This is a genomic window from Nonomuraea sp. NEAU-A123, from assembly GCF_018603905.1.
In the GTDB taxonomy this organism is placed as follows: Bacteria; Actinomycetota; Actinomycetes; order Streptosporangiales; family Streptosporangiaceae; genus Nonomuraea.
Map to the genome: position 1 here is coordinate 86899 of NZ_JAHFZZ010000020.1, position 18048 is coordinate 104946.

General features: G+C 70.3%; 18 protein-coding genes, 1 tRNA gene and 1 riboswitch. Of the genes, 13 read left to right on the forward strand and 6 right to left on the reverse strand.

The window, feature by feature from the left end:
- Positions 1-90 precede the first annotated feature (90 nt).
- From KLK06_RS43730 to KLK06_RS43740, 3 genes are all read left to right on the forward strand, one after another.
- Positions 91-795, forward strand: a complete 705-nt coding sequence (locus KLK06_RS43730) for a FadR/GntR family transcriptional regulator (RefSeq protein WP_214641724.1) — start codon at positions 91-93, stop codon at positions 793-795.
- Between the two features lie 64 nt (positions 796-859).
- On the forward strand, positions 860-1615 hold the full coding sequence (locus tag KLK06_RS43735; protein ID WP_214641624.1) for a hypothetical protein: 756 nt from the start codon (positions 860-862) through the stop codon (positions 1613-1615).
- A gap of 283 nt (positions 1616-1898) precedes the next feature.
- On the forward strand, positions 1899-2309 hold the full coding sequence (locus KLK06_RS43740) for a RidA family protein (protein ID WP_214641625.1): 411 nt from the start codon (positions 1899-1901) through the stop codon (positions 2307-2309).
- A gap of 423 nt (positions 2310-2732) precedes the next feature.
- Here the strand turns inward: KLK06_RS43740 and KLK06_RS63290 are convergent, their stop codons facing one another.
- The gene (locus KLK06_RS63290; protein WP_374197188.1) at positions 2733-3026 is read right to left on the reverse strand and encodes a transposase; all 294 of its coding nucleotides are present in this window, start codon (positions 3024-3026) and stop codon (positions 2733-2735) included.
- Between the two features lie 303 nt (positions 3027-3329).
- Positions 3330-3427: riboswitch (glycine riboswitch) on the forward strand.
- Positions 3428-3556: 129 nt separating this feature from the next.
- On the opposite strand from KLK06_RS63290, the gene gcvT reads away from it, so the two are divergent.
- The 4 genes from gcvT to KLK06_RS43765 all read left to right on the forward strand — a co-directional run bounded on the left by gcvT (position 3557) and on the right by KLK06_RS43765 (position 6735).
- On the forward strand, positions 3557-4642 hold the full coding sequence (gene gcvT, locus KLK06_RS43750) for a glycine cleavage system aminomethyltransferase GcvT (protein WP_214641626.1): 1086 nt from the start codon (positions 3557-3559) through the stop codon (positions 4640-4642).
- A complete protein-coding gene (gene gcvH / locus KLK06_RS43755) occupies positions 4639-5028 on the forward strand; it encodes a glycine cleavage system protein GcvH (protein ID WP_214641627.1) in 390 nt (129 codons plus the stop codon). The genes gcvT and gcvH overlap by 4 nt, the downstream gene beginning before the upstream one ends.
- Before the next feature lie 52 nt (positions 5029-5080).
- Positions 5081-6457, forward strand: coding sequence for an L-serine ammonia-lyase (locus tag KLK06_RS43760; protein ID WP_214641628.1), 1377 nt, complete (start codon positions 5081-5083; stop codon positions 6455-6457).
- Positions 6458-6534: 77 nt separating this feature from the next.
- Entirely contained in the window at positions 6535-6735 is a 201-nt protein-coding gene (locus tag KLK06_RS43765; RefSeq protein WP_214641629.1) for a hypothetical protein, read from the forward strand.
- A gap of 215 nt (positions 6736-6950) precedes the next feature.
- Here KLK06_RS43765 and KLK06_RS43770 read toward each other — a convergent pair whose 3' ends face one another.
- Both KLK06_RS43770 and KLK06_RS43775 read right to left on the reverse strand, forming a co-directional pair.
- The gene (locus tag KLK06_RS43770) at positions 6951-7451 is read right to left on the reverse strand and encodes a hypothetical protein (RefSeq protein WP_214641630.1); all 501 of its coding nucleotides are present in this window, start codon (positions 7449-7451) and stop codon (positions 6951-6953) included.
- The gene (locus KLK06_RS43775; protein ID WP_214641631.1) at positions 7451-8050 is read right to left on the reverse strand and encodes a DUF6286 domain-containing protein; all 600 of its coding nucleotides are present in this window, start codon (positions 8048-8050) and stop codon (positions 7451-7453) included. Before KLK06_RS43775 ends, KLK06_RS43770 begins: the two co-directional genes overlap by 1 nt.
- A 135-nt stretch (positions 8051-8185) precedes the next feature.
- Between KLK06_RS43775 and KLK06_RS43780 the strand changes: the two genes are divergently transcribed.
- Positions 8186-9379, forward strand: a complete 1194-nt coding sequence (locus KLK06_RS43780) for an amino acid deaminase/aldolase (RefSeq protein WP_214641632.1) — start codon at positions 8186-8188, stop codon at positions 9377-9379.
- A 5-nt stretch (positions 9380-9384) separates the two neighbouring features.
- On the opposite strand, the gene KLK06_RS43785 is transcribed toward KLK06_RS43780, so the two are convergent.
- Complete coding sequence (locus tag KLK06_RS43785) at positions 9385-9717, reverse strand: DUF3618 domain-containing protein (RefSeq protein WP_214641633.1); 333 nt, start codon at positions 9715-9717, stop codon at positions 9385-9387.
- Positions 9718-9865: 148 nt separating this feature from the next.
- Here KLK06_RS43785 and bcp point away from each other — a divergent pair, with 148 nt between their 5' ends.
- The gene (bcp, locus tag KLK06_RS43790) at positions 9866-10339 is read left to right on the forward strand and encodes a thioredoxin-dependent thiol peroxidase (protein WP_214641634.1); all 474 of its coding nucleotides are present in this window, start codon (positions 9866-9868) and stop codon (positions 10337-10339) included.
- Between the two features lie 89 nt (positions 10340-10428).
- Positions 10429-10511: transfer RNA gene (locus tag KLK06_RS43795), tRNA-Leu, on the forward strand.
- Positions 10512-10517: 6 nt separating this feature from the next.
- Here KLK06_RS43795 and KLK06_RS43800 read toward each other — a convergent pair.
- Positions 10518-14291: a S8 family serine peptidase gene (locus KLK06_RS43800; RefSeq protein ID WP_214641635.1), complete on the reverse strand. Its 3774-nt coding sequence runs from the start codon at positions 14289-14291 to the stop codon at positions 10518-10520.
- 153 nt (positions 14292-14444) lie between these two features.
- Here KLK06_RS43800 and KLK06_RS43805 point away from each other — a divergent pair, with 153 nt between their 5' ends.
- Entirely contained in the window at positions 14445-15467 is a 1023-nt protein-coding gene (locus KLK06_RS43805; protein ID WP_214641636.1) for a LuxR family transcriptional regulator, read from the forward strand.
- 5 nt (positions 15468-15472) lie between these two features.
- On the opposite strand, the gene KLK06_RS43810 is transcribed toward KLK06_RS43805, so the two are convergent.
- Positions 15473-16066, reverse strand: coding sequence for a hypothetical protein (locus KLK06_RS43810; RefSeq protein WP_214641637.1), 594 nt, complete (start codon positions 16064-16066; stop codon positions 15473-15475).
- A 146-nt stretch (positions 16067-16212) separates the two neighbouring features.
- Between KLK06_RS43810 and KLK06_RS43815 the strand changes: the two genes are divergently transcribed.
- Positions 16213-17394 (forward strand): sensor histidine kinase, encoded by a 1182-nt coding sequence (locus KLK06_RS43815; RefSeq protein WP_308168714.1) that lies wholly within the window; start codon positions 16213-16215, stop codon positions 17392-17394.
- On the forward strand, positions 17394-18044 hold the full coding sequence (locus tag KLK06_RS43820) for a response regulator transcription factor (protein ID WP_214641638.1): 651 nt from the start codon (positions 17394-17396) through the stop codon (positions 18042-18044). The genes KLK06_RS43815 and KLK06_RS43820 overlap by 1 nt, the downstream gene beginning before the upstream one ends.
- Positions 18045-18048 lie beyond the last annotated feature (4 nt).

Consider the following 18048-nt stretch of genomic DNA (forward strand, 5'->3'; position numbering starts at 1 on the left):
CCGCTAATTGGGCTACTCTTAGACCATTGATGTGCATATGGGGATCGCTTGTCAAGACCTGAGGACACGTTGGACGACTCGGCGCGGTTGATGACGGTGTTACGGCCGGTCAGGGCAGGAAACGCCTTCGAGGAGACGGTAGAGCGGCTGCTCCAGGCGATCAAGCTTGGCGTGGTCGCGCCGGGCCGGAAGCTGCCCCCGGAGCGCGAGCTCGCGGTCCAGCTCGGCATCAGCAGGGTGACCCTGCGCGAGGCGATCCGGGCGCTCCAGGACGCCGGTTACCTCGAGGTGCGGCGCGGCCGGTACGGCGGCGCCTTCGTCACCTACGCCCCTCCCCAGCCCGGCAGCGGCGACCTGCGCAGGGCGGTGGCCGACATGGGCTCGGCCGACCTCACCGACGCGCTGACCTTCCGGATGGCCGTGGAATGCGGGGCGGCGGCGGTCCTGGCGGCGGCCACGCTCACCGACGCCCAGCGCGCCCTCCTGCGCGCCGGGCTCGCGGACCTCAACAAGGCCGGCGTCGAGGACTACCGGCGCCTGGACACGGCCTTCCACCTGTCGATCGCCGAACTGACCGGCTCCCCCCTGCTCACCACCGCCTGCGCCGACGCGCGCCTGCGGGTCAGCGACCTCCTCAACGCCATCCCGATGCTCCAGGTGAACCTCGACCACTCCGCCCTCCAGCACGAGGCGATCGTGGCGGCCATCCTGGCCGGCGACCCGGAAGGGGCCCGCCGAGCGGTGTCCGAGCACCTGGAGGGCACGGCGGCACTGCTGCGCGCGTTCCTGTCGTGAGGCCGTTTCCCGGCCCTTGCGGTCAGGGGAGGGCAATAGGGCTCGTAGCATCAGTTCCAAGGTCATGGAGAACTGGTTCGAGCTGAACATCGTCGTGACAGGACGGCTGCCGCTGTTCTGTTTCTTCGTCGCGCTCATCGCGGCCTTCGTGGCGACCCGCGTCAATGTGCGGCTGATCAGGGCGAAGGTCGGATGGTTCCGCAACGTCAACGTGGGTGAGATGCACATCCACCACGTGGTGTTCGGGGTCGTGCTCATGCTGGTCGGCGGGGTCAGCGGGCTGATCGTGTCGTCGGCCTCGCAGGTGGCCTACGCCGCCGCGGCCGCCGTTTTCGGGATCGGGTCGGCACTGGTGCTGGACGAGTTCGCGCTGATTCTGCACCTGCACGACGTCTACTGGGAGGAAGAGGGGCGCACCTCGGTCGACGCGGTGTTCATCGCGGTCGCGGTGACGGGGCTGCTGCTCACCGGGCTCCGGCCGCTGACGTTCGACTACGGGACTCCGGTCAATCCTGGCGCGCTGATCGTGGCGAACATGGTGCTCGCCGTCATCACCCTGCTGAAGGGCAAGATCTGGACCGGGATGGTCGGGCTGTTCGTACCGGTGCTCCTGGTGGTCTGCGCGATACGCCTGGCCAGGCCGGGCTCGCCGTGGGCCCACCTGTTCTACCAGAAGCGCTCGCCGCGGAAGCTGGCCAAGGCCGCGCACCGGGAGGAACGGTGGCGCCGGCCGGTGATCAGGGCCAAGATCGCCTTCCAGGAGTTCGTCTCGGGACGCCATGACCTGCCCTCCACTCGGCGCGGCCGCCGCCCCACCTAGAGCTTGTATCGAAGTCGATCAGAGCTGATCGCGGCAAGAGGATCGTGGCTTCGTAGCGCACGGCGATCAAGAAGGGGTTGAGAAACGAAGTCCTGAACCGCCGATCGCCCTCGAACGGCGATCGGCCACCCTGTGGCGATCGCCATGCCGCATCTGGGCGGCGGCGTGACTGCGGGCGGTCCGCGAGGTCCAGGCGGCTTGGCCTACGAAAATAGGAGGCGGCGGTCACATGCCCATGCCAGCATGGTCGCTTTGTCCCCGATGTGAAAGGACTTGAGTGGCCATGCCTAGCGCCATCACTTTGATCCGCTCCGCTTCTCTGTCCGACGTCGCTCAGTACGCTTATGCAGCCACGGCGCCTGCCGAGTCACGACTCATCTTCCTCGCCGGAGCGTGTCCCCTGAACGAGGACGGCTCGACGGCAGCGATTGGGGACTACGCAGGTCAAGCAGCGAAAGCCATCGAGAACATGCAGACGGCCCTCACTGCCGCTGGCGCATCATTGCAGGACGTCATCAGCACAAGGGTTCTCGTCGCGTCCACCCGGCAGGAGGATCTGGGGGCTGCCTGGAAGATAGTCCGGGAGTCGTTCGGTGAACATGACGTACCGAGCACCTTGATGGGAGTCACCGTGCTTGGTTACGACGACCAGCTCGTTGAGATCGAAGCCGTCGCCGCCGTACTTGACTCCTGAGCGTAAGCGTCCAACCTGGCGCAAGCGGACACGGTTAGAGCCTGTATAGAAGCCGGTTAGAGCCATTCGTTGATTGCGGCGATGAGGACCGTGGCTTCGTAGCGCACGGCCAGCTTGTCGAAGCGGGTCGCGACCGCACGATGGCGTTTGAGCCGGTTGATGCCGCACTCCACAGCATGGCGCTGCTTGTAGACCGATCGACAGCGGCTTCTGCCCCTGGTCACACGCCAGATGCAGCTTGGTGGTCCATTCTCCGCGGGACCGCCCCAACCCATGATCAGCCGGCTCTACCCAATTCCCACCGGGCGGCTCAGCTTGAAGATCCCCTTTTTCCGCGCGCCCGCGGCGTGCTGGTGAGCTCGGACGATGGTGGAATCCACGCTGACGTCCCAGGTGATGCGCCCGCCAGCGCCTGCAACGCGGTCAAGATCCGCGGCCAGGTGCCGTCGCGCTGTAATCGCCGGAACATCGCGTACACCGCCGACCAGGATCCGTAGCAGGGGGCACATCCCGCCAGGGCGCACCGACTCGTACCCGCCAGCGGATCCCATCGATCAGCTGCCGCTTGCTGGACAACGACGGCCGGCCTGATCGCTTCGGCACCGGCAGCAACGGCTCCAGTACCGCCCATTGTGCGTCAGTCAGGTCGAACCGCCGCGTCACCGCTGAGGTGGCCACGAGGTCTCCGGTGTCCGGTTCGTTTGGTCGACGAACCACCTATCGGAGACCGCGCTCGTTGTCGATTGACGACACGCTTCGAACCATCAGGCCAACGCCCACTCCATAGCGGACTTCGATACAGGCTCTAGCCGCGGGCGCCTAGGTGGCTGGTGTTAAGCGGGTCATGCGGAGTACGGGCTGTCCCACTCAGCGCGGTTGTGGCGTGGCTGGCGGATCGAGCTGCGAGAGCGGTTGTGGTTGTTCGTCGGCCCGCCGCCGCACAGTACGTTCGCCCCGAAATGGCAGGATCCGTACGCGACAACTCCCCCATAACAGCACTAGGCTTGCCGACATCACCGACGAAACCGTGCGGGAGAGTGCCCTGGCATCCGGCCAGGGCCCCTGAAGGAGCAAGCCCTCCCCGCGAACCTCTCAAGGCAAAGGACCGCACGGACGAGGTGTCCTCTGGAAAGCAGGCCTGGCGGCCTCGCCGAAGGTGAAAGTCCGGCAAAATCCGGGCGAAGCTCTCAGGCACCGATGACAGAGGGGGAGGATGCTGGCATCCGATCCTGCCCTGAGGTGCGCATATGTCCCGACCCACACCGCTTCGAGACGTCCATGAGAGCCTCGGCGCGACCCTGACCGATTTCGCCGGGTGGCTGATGCCGCTCCGCTACGGCAGCGAGTCCGCCGAGCACAACGCCGTCCGCCAGGCGGCCGGGCTGTTCGACCTCTCCCACATGGGCGAGATCTTCGTGACCGGGCCGCAGGCCGGCGAGGCGCTCGACTACGCGCTGGTGGGACACCTGTCGGCACTCGCGCCCGGCCGGGCCCGCTACACCATGATCGTGAACGAGCGTGGCGGGGTGCTGGACGACCTGATCGTCTACCGGCTGGGGGACGAGGAGTTCATGGTTGTGGCTAACGCCTCCAACTATGAAAAAGTCGGGGAAGAGCTGAAAAATCGCGCCAAGTCGTACAACGCGGTGGTTGAGGATCGCTCGGAGCAGTACGCGCTGATCGCCGTGCAGGGGCCGCGCGCGCAGGAGATCCTCGCCACGCTCACCGACGCCGACCTCGCCGGGCTGAAGTACTACGCGGGCCTGCCCGGTCTGGTCGACGGGCGGCAGGCGCTCATCGCGCGCACGGGCTACACGGGCGAGGATGGCTTCGAGCTGTTCGTGGCCAACCAGGACGCCGTGCCGCTCTGGCACGCGCTGACCGAGGCCGGGCGTGCGCACGGGCTGCGACCGGCGGGTCTGTCCAGCCGGGACACGCTCAGGCTCGAAGCGGGCATGCCGCTGTACGGCAACGAGCTCGGCGTCGAGCTGACCCCGTTCGACGCGGGGCTGGGCAGAGTGGTGAAATTCGACAAGCCGGGCGACTTCGTCGGCAGGTCGGCGCTGGAGGCGGTCAAGGACACGCCACCACGGCGCCGGCTCGTCGGCCTGGTCGCGCGGGGCCGCCGGGTGCCACGCCATGGCTACCCGGTGATCAAGGATGGCGCCGTCGTCGGCGAGGTCACCAGCGGGGCCCCCTCCCAGATTCTGGGCAAACCCATCGCGATGGCCTACGTCGACAACGGAGCCGAGGCAGGTCTGGCCGTGGACATCCGGGGCAGCCATGAACCTATGGACCTCATTGAGCTGCCCTTCTACAGGAGGAACAAGTGAGCAACATCCCAGACGACCTGAGCTACACCAAGGAGCACGAGTGGATCGCCGGCCTCGACGACGGCATCACCGTGACCATCGGCATCACGGCCTACGCGGCCGAGGCGCTGGGTGATGTCGTCTACGTGCAGCTCCCCGAGGCCGGCGCGACCGTCGAGGCGGGCGACTCCGTGGGCGAGGTCGAGTCGACCAAGTCGGTGAGCGAGATCTACACCCCTGTCGGCGGCGAGGTCGTCGAGGTCAACCAGGCCGTCGTGGACGATCCGTCGCTGGCCAACAGCGACCCCTACGGTGACGGCTGGATGTTCCGCGTGCGCGTGGAAGGCGACCCCGAGGACCTGCTCTCCGCCGAGGAGTATTCGGCGCTCACCTCAGGCGAGTCCTGATCCACCCGCCGGGGTCCTGACGGGCCCCGGCCTTTCTGAAGGGCGCACATCGATGGCGATCAGCGTCTTCGACCTTTTCAAGATCGGCATTGGCCCGTCGAGCTCGCACACCGGCGGTCCCATGGCCGCCGCCCACCGGTTCGCCCGCGGCCTGCACGATGACGACCTGCTCGCGCGTACGGCCCGCGTCGAGGCGATCCTGTACGGCTCGCTCGGCCTGACCGGCAAGGGCCACGGCAGCGACAAGGCCGTCCTGCTGGGGTTGTCGGGCGAGAAGCCCGAACTGGTCGACGTGGACGGCATCGACGCGCGCCTGGCCGAGATGCGCGAGTCCGGCACGGTCAAGCTGTACGGCACGCACGAGATCCCCTTCGTCGTGGGCGAGGACCTCGTCTTCGAACGCAAGATCTCCCTGCCCGAGCACCCGAACGGCATGCGCTTCACCGCCTTCTCCGCCTCGGGCGAGACGCTGCGCGAGAAGGTCTACTTCTCGGTCGGCGGCGGCTTCGTGGTGGACCAGCAGGCCACGGGCGCCGACCGCATCAAGCCCGACGACACCGTCCTGCCCTACCCCTTCACGACCGGGGAAGAGCTGCTCAAGCACTGCTCCAACACGGGCCTGTCCATCTCCGCGCTGATGCTGGAGAACGAGCAGGCGTTCGGCCGCTCCGCCGCGGAGATCCGGGCCAAGATCCTGCATCTGTGGCAGGTCATGTGCGAGTGCGTCGAGCGCGGCACCGCCAAGGAGGGCGTGCTGCCGGGCGGCCTGAAGGTCAAGCGCCGCGCGAACCGCCTCCACCGCCGCCTGCAGACCGAATCGCCGGAGACGGACCCGCTGCACGCCATGGACTGGGTGACGCTGTTCGCGCTGGCGGTCAACGAGGAGAACGCCGCGGGCGGCCGCGTCGTCACCGCGCCCACGAACGGCGCGGCGGGCATCATCCCCGCCGTCCTGACGTACTACACCCGCTTCGTCCCCCACGCCGCCGACGACGGCATCGTCCGCTTCTTCCTCACCGCGGCGGCGATCGGCGTCCTGTTCAAGGAGAACGCCTCGATCTCCGGCGCCGAGGTCGGCTGCCAGGGCGAGGTCGGCTCGGCCTGCTCCATGGCCGCCGCGGGCCTCACGGAGGTCCTGGGCGGCACGCCCGAGCAGGTGGAGAACGCGGCGGAGATCGGCATCGAGCACAACCTGGGCCTGACCTGCGACCCGATCGGCGGCCTGGTCCAGATCCCGTGCATCGAACGCAACGCGGTGGCCTCCATCAAGGCCATCGCCGCGGCCCGCATCGCCCTGCGCGGCGACGGCCAGCACTTCGTCGCGCTGGACAAAGCAATAAAAACGATGAGGGACACTGGCCGCGACATGCTCGACAAGTACAAGGAGACGTCACGCGGCGGGCTGGCCGTCAATGTCATCGAGTGCTGACGGTCGGCGGCTGCGGGCGGGCCGTGGACCTTCTCCATACCACTGGGAATGTCATGGCAGGCAGGTAACGTGAGAGCATGATGTCGTATCACCACGACGAGGTCGTCACCATCCCTCGTGACGAATACGAGGCGCTGAAAGCCGAGGTCCGGCGGCTGCGTCGAGAGGTCGGGCGTCAGCAGGCCATGCAAGCCATCATGGACAACGCGGCCGGCCCGGGTCACGTGCGCACGTTCACCCGCGACGAGTTGGCCGCCGAGTGGGGCATCGTTGGCTGACCGGCGTATCGCATTCCCCGAGCGTGCATGGGAACAGATCGAGGCCCTTCCAGAAAGTACGAGCTGAATCTCGTCAGCGACGACGTCACCATCTGGTACACGATCACTGTGCATGAAGGCGTCGAAGTGATCACTATCCAAGTAGTCCGCCCAAACCTCTGATTGCCCGCACAGGAGGCTCTCAACTGTGCGGACCATCTGAATGGACAAGGCCATCAGCGGCGGACGTGGACCCGGACCACGGTGCCGACCTCGTCGTCGCGGACCTCGCGGCGGATGCGGCCGACGATCTCCTTGTCCAGTTTGTGGACCACCGCGCCGACGTCGGCGGAGGAGGGGCAGCTGAGGGAGATGCGCAGGCGGGCCGCGTCGCCGACCACGCGGGCGCTGGCCCGGGTCAGGCCGTCGATGTCCTTCAGGCCGATGCAGAGCATGGCCGTGCCCGTACCGTTGCGGACGCCGTGGCGGCCCCAGCCCAGGCAGAGCATCAGCCAGCGGAACGCGGCCAGGGCGAGCACCAGCATGACGAACGCCCCTGCCCACAGGGCCCAGGGCTGGTCGGCGATGGCCTGGGCGGTGCGATCCGGCAGGATCTTGGCGCGTGGCGACAGGCCCGGCAGCTTGTCCTTGCCCCGGAGCCAGGCGTAGCCGCCCAGGACCAGCAGCAGCGCGCCGACCACGGCCAGGCCGACCCGGTTGCCCGAGTACTGCCGCATCACAGCCCCCTCCGGCGTAGCCGTACGATGACCTCGGCCGCGGCCAGGGTGCCCACGCTCGCCAGCCGGTCGCCGACCACGCTGCCGACCTGTCTGAGCATCGAGCCGGAGCTCTCGGGGCCCGTGAAGACCCGGACCTCGATCGTGCGCCTGCGCAGCCGTACCCGGGCCCGTTCCACGCCCTCGACCTCCTGGGCGACGGCCCGCAGAGTACGGCGGAGGCCGACCCGGGTGATGCCGATGACGATCAGCGGGTCGGACGTCTCGACCGGCACGAGCCTGGACCGGCCGGGCACGGAGGCCAGCAGCAACAGCACGGCACCCGCGGCCGCGGTCAGCAGGGCCGGCAGCGACAGGTCGGCCCAGGCGCGATGGGCCGCGAACTCGAGGAGCTCGGACACCGGCAGCCAGCCGAGCGGCCTGCCCAGCAGGGCGGACACCACCTCGGCGGTGGTGAGCCCGAGCCCGGCGGTCAGCGCGAACGCCACCACGGCCCCGACGGGCGTGCGCGCCGGTCTGAGCACCCGGTTCGACCTGCGCAGCGGGCTCTCCTGCGCGACGATCCCGGCGCCGGACAGTATCTGCTGGAGGGCGGTCATCACAACGCCACAGGTACAGGACCGGGCATCGTCCGGACCATTCCCCCGCCGCCGATTTGCCGGATCATTACGGGGGCCCAAAGAAGATGAACTGCCCTCATATTCAATCGCCCGATATGCCGTTAAGCTGCTGGTATGGACGATCGCTGGCGCTACGACACGGCTACCACGGCGCTCGAACCGCCGTTCGCGATCCTCGATCTCGCGGCCATGCGCGCCAACGCGGCCGATCTCGTACGGCGGGCGGCCGGCAAGCCGATCCGGGTGGCGAGCAAGTCGATCCGCTGCCGTTCCGTCATGGAACGCATCCTGGCCATGGACGGCTTCCGCGGCATCATGGCCTTCACGCTGCCCGAGGCGCTCTGGCTGGTCGAGCGGGGCTTCACCGACGTGCTCGTGGCCTACCCCACGGCCGACCGGCACGCGCTCGCGGCGCTGGCCGGCAACGCGCGGGCGGCCGAGGAGATCACGCTGACCATCGACTCCACCGACCATCTCGACTACGTCGACGACGCGGTGGCGGCCGTCCATCGGCGGCTGGAGATCCGGCTGTCGATGGACCTCGACGCGGGATATGTGGCGCTGGGCGGGAAGTTCCGGGCGGGTGCCCTGCGCTCCACGATCCGCGAGCCCGAGCAGGCCGCCGACCTGGCCGCCTGCATCGCCAAGCGGCCGGGCTTCCGCCTCGCCGGGCTGATGGCGTACGAGGGGCAGATCGCGGGGGTCGGCGATGATCCGCCGGGCAACGCGGCGTTCGCCCGGGTGATCAGGCTCATGCAGAGCCTGTCGGCCCGCGACCTGGTCCTGCGCCGCGGCCGCATCGTGAACGCCGTCCGGCAGCTCTGCGACCTGGAGTTCGTCAACGGCGGCGGCACCGGCTCCATCGAGCGGACCGTGCGGGAGAAGGCGATCACCGAGGTGGCTGCGGGCTCCGGATTCTTCCATCCCCGGCTCTTCGACTTCTACCGCGCCTTCACCGGCCATCCGGCCGCGCTGTTCGCGCTCCCGGTCGTGCGGCGGCCGGCGCTGGACGCGGTGACGGTGCTCGGGGGCGGCTACCTGGCCTCCGGACGGCCGGGGACGAACCTGCTGCCGCAGCCGTACCTGCCGGCGGGGCTTCGCTACACGCGCGACGAGGGCGCGGGCGAGGTGCAGACGCCGCTGCTCGGCCAGGCGGCCCAGGACCTGCGGGTCGGCGACCGGGTGTGGTTCAGGCACGCCAAGGCGGGCGAGATGTGCGAGCGCTTCCCCGAGCTCCACCTCGTCGACGGCGACACCGTCGCGGAGACCGCCCCGACGTACCGGGGCGAAGGCAGGACGTTCCTCTAGACCGGCTAGAAGCGGCGGCGACGGCGGCGCCAGAGCATGACGACCGCGCCGACCACCAGCACCGCGCCCACACCGATCAGCACCGGCGCCAGGCCGGGCGCCTCGTCGTCCCACAGCCGGTCGGGGTTGTCGCCCGCCTCGGCGGGGCGCGGTGTCACCCCGAGCGCGTCGCCGACCGAGGCCACCAGCTGACCTGCCCGCGTCTTCACGTCGGCCACCGTGCGCTCAGCGACCCGCTTGGGACTCACCCGGTCGGCAATGGCGTCGACCGTGTCCGCCAACTCCGCGCGCGTCCGCGCGATCCGCCGCTCCAGCTCGTCGGGATCGGTGTCAGCCATGGCTCTCCTCTCGACCGCGCTCCGTGCGAGCTCTGTCCGGTGATCAAATGAAGCAGGCACTGTTCGCTGATCAGTCTGTCAGGTCGGCGTCCCGCCTGGCACGCCGGGCAGGCCGGTAGGTTTTCTTCGACGAACTCTGGAGGGCCCCATGACCGAAACCAAGCTCGCGCCCGGCGACGCCGCGCCCGAGTTCACGCTACCCGCCGCCGACGGCGAGGACGTCTCCCTCGAGACCTTCCGCGGCAAGCGGGTGATCCTCTATTTCTACCCCGCCGCGATGACGCCGGGCTGTACCAAGCAGGCGTGCGACTTCCGCGACAATCTCGGCCAGCTCACCGCGGAGGGTTTCGTGGTGCTCGGCGTGTCGAAGGACAAGCCGGCCAAGCTGGTCAAGTTCGCCGAGCGCGACTCCCTGAACTTCCCGCTCCTGGCCGACCCCGACCTGGACGTGCACAAGGCGTACGGCGCGTACGGCCCCAAGAAGCTGTACGGGAAGTTGATGGTGGGCGTGATCCGCTCGACCTTCGTCATCGACGCCGACGGCAAGATCGAGCAGGCCCTCTACAACGTGAAGGCCACCGGCCACGTGGCGAGCCTGAAGAAGAAGCTCGGGCTGGCGTGAAAAGGCAGGGGCCCGTCCCCCACACGACGGGCCCCCAGCGCACTTCCGGGACGCTAAACTCGGCTCAGGCCCGCATCGGCGGGAGCTGCGCGGGCGTGGCGAAATGGCATACGCGGCAGGTTTAGGTCCTGTTGGTGGAGACACTGTGGGGGTTCGAGTCCCCCCGCCCGCACCTCGGCTACCTCAGCGCGTAAGCCCTGATCACCTCCTGTGCCAGCGCCGCCCCGCGCGTGTCCGCGGCCTTGAGCCGCAGCGAGACGAACCCGGAGGATGGCGGCCGGTCGAGCGTGGCCTCGTAGGCGCCGTTCCCCTTAGAGGTGAGCCGCCGGACCGCGCGCCACGAGGCGCCGTCGTCGTACGACACCTCCAGGGACACGTCCTTGATCGGGCCGGCCGTCGAGCCGTCCTGGTGGCGCAGGGTCAGGCCGAGCCGCGGCGAAGCGGCCTGGTTCCGCAGGTCCGTCGGCGCGTCATAGTCGGCGAGCAGCAGCGGGACCGTCGTCCCCGTCCCGGCGTCATGCTCCGACGGGAACGTCCACGCCGTCTTCGTCCTGGTCGACAGCCGGGCCCAGGTGGCGCGGTTCTCGACGTCGTACTCCATCCGGTAGGTGGCGGCTCCGGCCGGAAGGAGCAGGGTCCCCTGGGGGCGCCGCTCCGTCTGCGCCACCAGGGTGTCTCCCCGGTACAACCGCCAGCCGGTCTTCATGCCGGTCTCGAAGTCGTCGGTCTGCGCGACGCCGGTGTTCCGCCCCGCGTCGATGAGCCCCCACAGATCGATCTGCAGCAGGTCGCCCACCCTGCGCAGCGGCCGGACCGGCCCGGGGCCGGGCAGCAGCGGCTGCTTGAACCAGGTGCGTTCGATCCGCGCACCGGCCTGGAAGGGCGCGTCGTCGGGACCGGCGACCCCGATGTGGGCGCGGTCGTGCTCCCAGGTGTAGTTGTACGGCCGTTCCGGCGTCTCCATGCTGCTGCTCCAGCGCACCCCGGGACCGGCGGACAGGTAGTCGACCCGGTCACGCGGTGTCCGGGAGACGGGCCGGCTCGTGTCCCAGGAGGTGGTCTCCCACGGCTGCCAGCCGAAGCGGTTCTCGGAGAGGGTCACGTCGTCGGCGAGCTGGCTGTAGAAGTCCGAGTCGATCCGGGCCAGGGACTTCGCCCGCACGGTGTGGTCGAGCTTGTCGCTGATCCTGCCCTCCTCGCTGAGGTACAGGTCGTACACGTACGGGCTGGCCACGATGCCCTTGGCCAGGACCGGCACCGGCAGCCGGCGCAGCCGGTCGGCCAGCCGGGCGCCCTCCCGGCCGGTGAGCGCGACGGTCGGCACCTTCAGCTTCACCCCGCTCTCGTACACCGGCAGATCGCCGTAGACCGCGACCATCCGGGCCCCGGCCGCGGCGGCGGCGTTGGACTGGGCGGCGACCGTCAGGTCGGCGGTGCGGCGGATCAGCGCGAGCCTGCCGCGCAGGTCGCGGCCCTTGAGGTCCGCGGGCGTGCCGGTCCCGGCGTCCACGGCCAGGAGCAGCGCGGAGCCGTCGAGCCTCGGGAAGTCGGCGGACAGGTCGCTGAACCACACCGGGTCGACGTAGTCGGGGTTCAGCTCCAGGCCGGCCGTCCGCATCGTGATGGCGGGGGCTTCGAGGTGCCACCGGGTGGCGACGGCGAACTCGCCCTTGGTGACCCGCTTCGTGGGCTGCAGGTAGTAGGTCTCGTCGGCGCTCTCGTCCTGCAGGATGGTGTCGGTGAGCGGCGCGCCCTTGGCGGGTGAGCGGGCCCAGATGAGCTTGGTCGCGGTGCCCCTGTTCCGTTTGGTCGGATGGTCAGGCGTGTCGACCTTCACCTCGACCGCCTTGCGGGCGTCGAGCACGACCTTGGCGTCGCCGGTGATCTTCAGCTCGGGGTCTCCGGCGAGGCTCACGTTGAGCACGGTGCCGCGGTCGCCGTAGGACATGCTGTCGACCGTGGGGCGCAGGGTCTTGATGACGCCGAGCACGGAGTAGGTGCCCGGCGGCACCAGCACGCAGGTGCCGCCCTGGTCTTCCTCGCACCTCCGCACCGGGTCGAAGGGCAGTTCGCGGCCGTCGCGGGTGCCGTCGTCCACGTTCAGCGCGGTGATGGCGGCCTGGGCGGGGCGCCCGTCCCTGGCGATCGCGCTCACCCGCAGCCGGGCCCGCTTGACCTCGACGCTGCCGGTCAGGGAGGTACGGATCGGCGGGCCGCCCCGCGGCGTCGCGACGAGCTCCGCGCGCTGCCGCCCGGGCTGCGCCTTGGCGGCGTCGAGAGTGAGCCGCGCCGTGGCCTTCGCGCCGGCGGGCAGGGAGAGCTCGGCGGGCGAGACGCTGAACGGGCTCCCGGTGGCCAGGTCGAGGGTGACCGGGGTCTTGCCGGGATTGCGGTAGGTGATCTCTCGGGTCACCGGCTTTCCGGCGGACACCTCGGACAGCCCGAAGTCGATCGGGCCCTCGGCGGCCAGCACCGGCTCCCCGAGCGCCGCGGCCACGTCGACCCGGCCGGTGCCCCGCTTGTCCACCGGGGTGTCGGGCAGGGGCTTGGCCGTACCCATGAGCAGGGACTTCAGCTCACCGGCCGAGATGCCGGGGCGTGACTGGCGCAGGAGCGCGGCGGCCCCGGCGACGTGCGGGGTGGCCATGGAGGTGCCGGACAGGCGGGTGTAGTTGTCGTCCACCGGCTCGCCGAGCGAGGTGCCCTTGGCCCGGGCCGCGACGATGCCGACGCCCGGAGCGGTGATGTCGGGCTTCACCGCGCGCTCCAGCCCGATGGGGCCGTAACTGGAGAACTCGGCGAGCCGGTCCTGGCCGTCGACCGCGCCGACGGTCAGCGCGGCGGGGGCGTCTCCCGGGCTCCCGACGCAGGCCTCGCAGCCCCGGTTGCCCGCCGCCACCACGAACAGCGTGCCGTACGTGCCGTACAGCGCCCCCAGGGCGTCGGTCAGCGGGCCGCCTGGACTGGGGTCGCCCAGGCTCATGTTCACGATGTCGGCGTGCTTCTCCCCCGCCGCCCATTCCATCCCGTCGATGATCCACGAGCTGAGCCCCTCGCCGTTGGCGTCCAGGACCCGGCCGTTGAGCAGCTTGGCGCCGGGGGCGACGCCCTTGCGCGAGCCGCCTGAGGCGGCGCCGCTGCCCGCGATGATGTCGGCGACGTGCGTGCCGTGCCCGAACTCGTCGGTCGCGCTGCCGCTGTCGGTGAAGTCACGCTCGTCGGCGACCTTCCCCGCCAGGTCCGGATGCCCGGTGTCGATGCCGGTGTCCAGGACCGCCACCGTCGTGCCCGTGCCGTCGTAACCCGCCGACCACGCCGCCGGCGCGCCGATCTGCGGCACGCTGTGGTCCAGCGCCGGCTCCACCCTGCGGTCGAGCCAGATCTTGCTGACACCGGCGAGCGCGCTCTTCGTCCGGCCGGTGGCCAGCGCGGACAGATCGCCGCCGAAGTCCCGGGCCACGCTCTTGGCTAACCGGACGCCCGAGCCGCCGATGCTCTCCAGCGTGCGGACCGCCTTCAGCGCGGGGATCACCGGCATGGCGCCCTGCTTGCCGTACGTCACGATGAGCGAGATGGCGTCCGACTGGGCGTCGGTGTAGCCCTGGGCGGCCAGGGCGGTCACGTTGAAGAGCTCGGGATCGATGCGGTCGGGGACCAGCCCCTCCACGTCGCTGGGCAGCACGGTGAGCTGCCCGGCGTCCTCGGTGATGCGGAAGTCGGCCGGCGGCCCGTCCCCGCGCGGGGCGGCCGTGACGCTCGCCTTCCGGCGGCCGTCGGCGGCGATGGAGACGTGCACCTGGTCACCGGTGATCAGCGTGATGTCGTAACCCTGCTTCGCCGGGTCCGTCACCAGCGCCGGAGCGCCGTCGGCCCGGGCCCCCGCGCCGCTCACCATGGTGGCCGCGGCCACCGCCAGGGAGGCGGCCACCGCTGTCCAACGCCTGGGCCTCATGGCCACCTCCAGAAGGCGAGTAATGTACCGACCCAATTCCTAGTGACCTGGGGGCGTTCCGGTCTATAGGTCTTGCCTGGCGAGATCCCGACTTGTCGTAAACCCGCCTGGACTACGCTCCCCTACGGGACGACAGGACGGTGGTGGGCGGCCATGGCGCAACGGCGGCTACTGGAGGGCCTCGGCGTCAGCGTCGCCGAGGAGACGGCCTACCGGGCGCTGCTCCGCCACGGCCCCGCGACGCTCAGCCAACTGGCCACCGAGACCAGCGCGTCCGCCGCGGCCATCCGCCGGATGCTGCCCAGGCTGGAGGACCTCGGACTGATCTCCCGGGTGGCGGGCCGACCGCTGCGGCTGATCGCCACGCCGCCGAACATCGCCATCGACGTGCTGGTGGCCCGCCGCCAGGAGGAGATCACGCACAGCCGGGCCGCCGCGGCGCTGCTGGCCACCGAGGTGGCCGATCGCACCGGGCCGCATCCCGAGGAGGTGCTGGAGGTGGTGACCGGCCGTTACGCCGTCGCGCGCCGCTACCTCCAGCTCGAACGCAGCGTCACGACCGAGATGCTCGTGCTGGTGCGCCCGCCCTACGCGGTCGACATCCTGGACGATCAGGAGAACCAGCAGCGTGCCGCCCACCAGGGCCCGTCCATCCGCGGCATCTACGGACCGCTGGCGTTCGAGGAGCCCGGCATGCTGGCGCACACGCGGCGGGCGATCGCCGACGGCGAGCAGGCCCGGCTGGGGCAGGTGCCCGTCAAGCTGGCCATCGCCGACGGCCGCACGGCCATGCTGCCGCTGGTGTCCGACGAGCACCGGGCGGTGGAGAGCGCGCTGGTCGTGCACCCGTCGGCGCTGCTCGACGCGCTCGTGGGGCTGTTCGAGGTGCTGTGGCAGGCGGCCGTGCCGCTGCGGCTGTCCGCCGATCCGGCCGCGCACATCGAGCGGGAGGTGTGGCCGCAGCCTGGCGACACCGAGGTCCTCGCCCTGCTGGCGGTGGGGATGAAGGACGACGCGATCGCGCGGCAGCTCGGCCTCAGCTCGCGTACCGTGCAGCGCCGGGTGCAGGAGCTCTGCGAGCGGCTGGGGGCCCGTACGCGGTTCCACGCCGGGTTCCTGGCCGCGCAGCACGACCTGCTGGTCCTCGACGGCGGGCCCGGACTGCGGGCGCCCTGACCCGTCTACGTGGGCGAGACCACGGGCGTGGGCGTGCCGGTGCGGATGATCGTGGGCGGGGGCGTCGGCGAGTCGCTGGGGGGCATCGTGAGCCAGGTGGAGGGCACGGCGTTGGGGCCGATGCTGGGATTGACGTACGGCGGCTGCTGGCGGCAGTAGGTGCCGCCAGCGACCGGGCGGCAGTCCTGGTAGCCGGGGTAGGGCTCCCAGGCCGGGTACTGCCGGTAGAGGCGGGGCGCGTCGTGGCGGTGGACGATGCCGCCGATCGCGGCCACGGCGCCGCCGCCGAGCACGCCACCGATGATCAGTCCGATGAGACCCGCGCCGATGATCTGCGCGGGCTTCTGGCGGATGAAGTCGCGGAAGCTGTCGGAGCGCGGAGGTGGCGGCGGAGCCGCTGTCGCCCATCCGCCTCCGGGCGGGCCCGCGTACGAGCGTCCCGGCGCGGTCGCGGCGGTCCCCTGGTGCGGAGTGTCGGCCGGAGGCGCGTCTCCGGCAGGTCCTTCGGAGTGCGGGGCGCCTAACCGGTCGCCAGGGGTCGGGTCGCGTGGCGCTTCCTCTTCGCCACGCGACCCGGCGTCGCGATCATGATCCGCCATCACGATCTCCCTTTACTCACCCCAAGGGGCGCTCCCAACGACAAGAGTGCCCGATGTCCCGTAAGGCTGGTGTAAGACCTGGGTCGTACCCAGATCTCCCCCTATAGGCGGACAAATCTACGCCACAGCCTTCGTATCGTAATGGTGTGTTCGGCAGGGTACTGGCTTGGTCGGGACGCCACGGCAAGCTCATGGACGGCCTCCGGGTCGCGCCGCTGGCGGTGTTCTGCCTGCTCGTGGCCGTGCCGTACGGGACCAACGGCCCGTTCAACAACGGTGGCCTGTACATCGGGGTGACCGGTTACTTCGTCCTGTGCGCGGCGCTGATCGTCCCGCTGCTGTGGCGGCGCGACCGGCCGCTGACCGTCTTCGCGATCCTCTCGCTGGCCAGCTTCGCGCAGTGGCTGGCGAAGATCGATCCGATGCCCGCCAACATCGCGGTGCTGGTGGCGCTCTACTCGGTGGCCTTCCGGTGCGCGTTCCGGTGGGCCGTCGCCGCGGGCGTGGTGGCCGAGATCGGCATTTTCCTGGTCATCGTGCACTGGAACACGCCGACGTTCAGCCTCTTCTTCAGCGGCTCGATCCTCGTGGTGACGGTCTGGCTGATGGGCCTGTACGCCAGGACCCGCAGGCGCTACATGGAGAGCCTGGAGGAGCGGGCGGAACGGGCCGAGCGCGAACGCGACCAGCAGGCCCGGCTGGCCGCCGCGGCCGAGCGCACCAGGATCGCCAGGGAGTTGCACGATGTGGTGGCCCACAACGTCAGCGTGATGGTGGTCCAGGCCGATGGGGCCGGATACGCCATCGACAGCGACCCCGACCAGGCGCGGCAGGCCGTACGCAACATCTCCAAGACCGGCCGTGAGGCGCTCGCCGAGATGCGCAGGCTGGTCGGCGTGCTGCGGGAGGACGGCTCCGACGGGACCGACTACACGCCGCAGCCGGGCCTCGGGCAGTTGGAGGAGCTGGTCCGCGGTGCGGGCGTGCCCGCGCGGCTGCGCGTCGGCGGCCCGCCCGGCGAGCTGCCCGAGGGGCAGCAGCTCGCGGTCTACCGCATCGTGCAGGAGGCGCTGACGAACGCGCTCAAGCACGGCGGCCCCGGCGTCCGCGCGCTCGTCGAGCTGCGGTACGACGGGCGCGAGCTGATCGTGCGGGTGACCGACGACGGCCGGGGCGCCGCGGCGCCGCGCAGCCCCGACGGGCACGGGCTGGTCGGGATGCGGGAGCGGGTCGGCATGTACGGCGGAGCGGTGTCGGCGGGTCCGCGGACGGGCGGCGGATTCGAGGTGCTGGCCAGGCTGCCGGTGCCGGGCACCAGGGCGGCCTAGTGATACGGGTGATGCTGGTCGACGACCAGCAGTTGCTGCGGGCCGGGTTCAGGATGGTGCTGGGCGCCCAGCCCGACATCGAGGTGGTGGCCGAGGCCGGCGACGGAGTGCGGGCGCTGGAGGTGCTGCGCGACGTCGAGGTGGACGTGGTGCTCATGGACGTGCGCATGCCGCGGATGGACGGCGTGGAGGCGACCCGGCACATCGACGGCCCCAAGGTGCTGATCCTGACCACGTTCGACCTCGACGAGTACGCCTTCGCCGCGATCAAGGCGGGCGCCTCGGGCTTCCTGCTCAAGGACGTGCCGACCGACGACCTGGTGAGCGCGATCAGGTCGGTGCACGCGGGCGACGCCGTCGTGGCGCCGAGCACGCTCAAGCGGATGCTCGGCAGGTTCGCCGCCCAGTTGCCGACGGACCAGCTCGCGGACGCGTCGGAACTGACGCCCCGCGAACGCGAGGTGCTGCTCATGGTGGCCCGCGGCCTGTCCAACCTGGAGATCGCCGCCCGGCTGGTCCTGGCGGAGGCGACGGTGAAGACGCACCTGGGCCGGGTGCTGGCCAAGCTGGGGCTGCGGGACCGCGCCCAGGTCGTGGTCTACGCGTACGAGGCCGGGCTGGTGGTCCCGTCCCATCAGCCGAAAGGCTGACCCG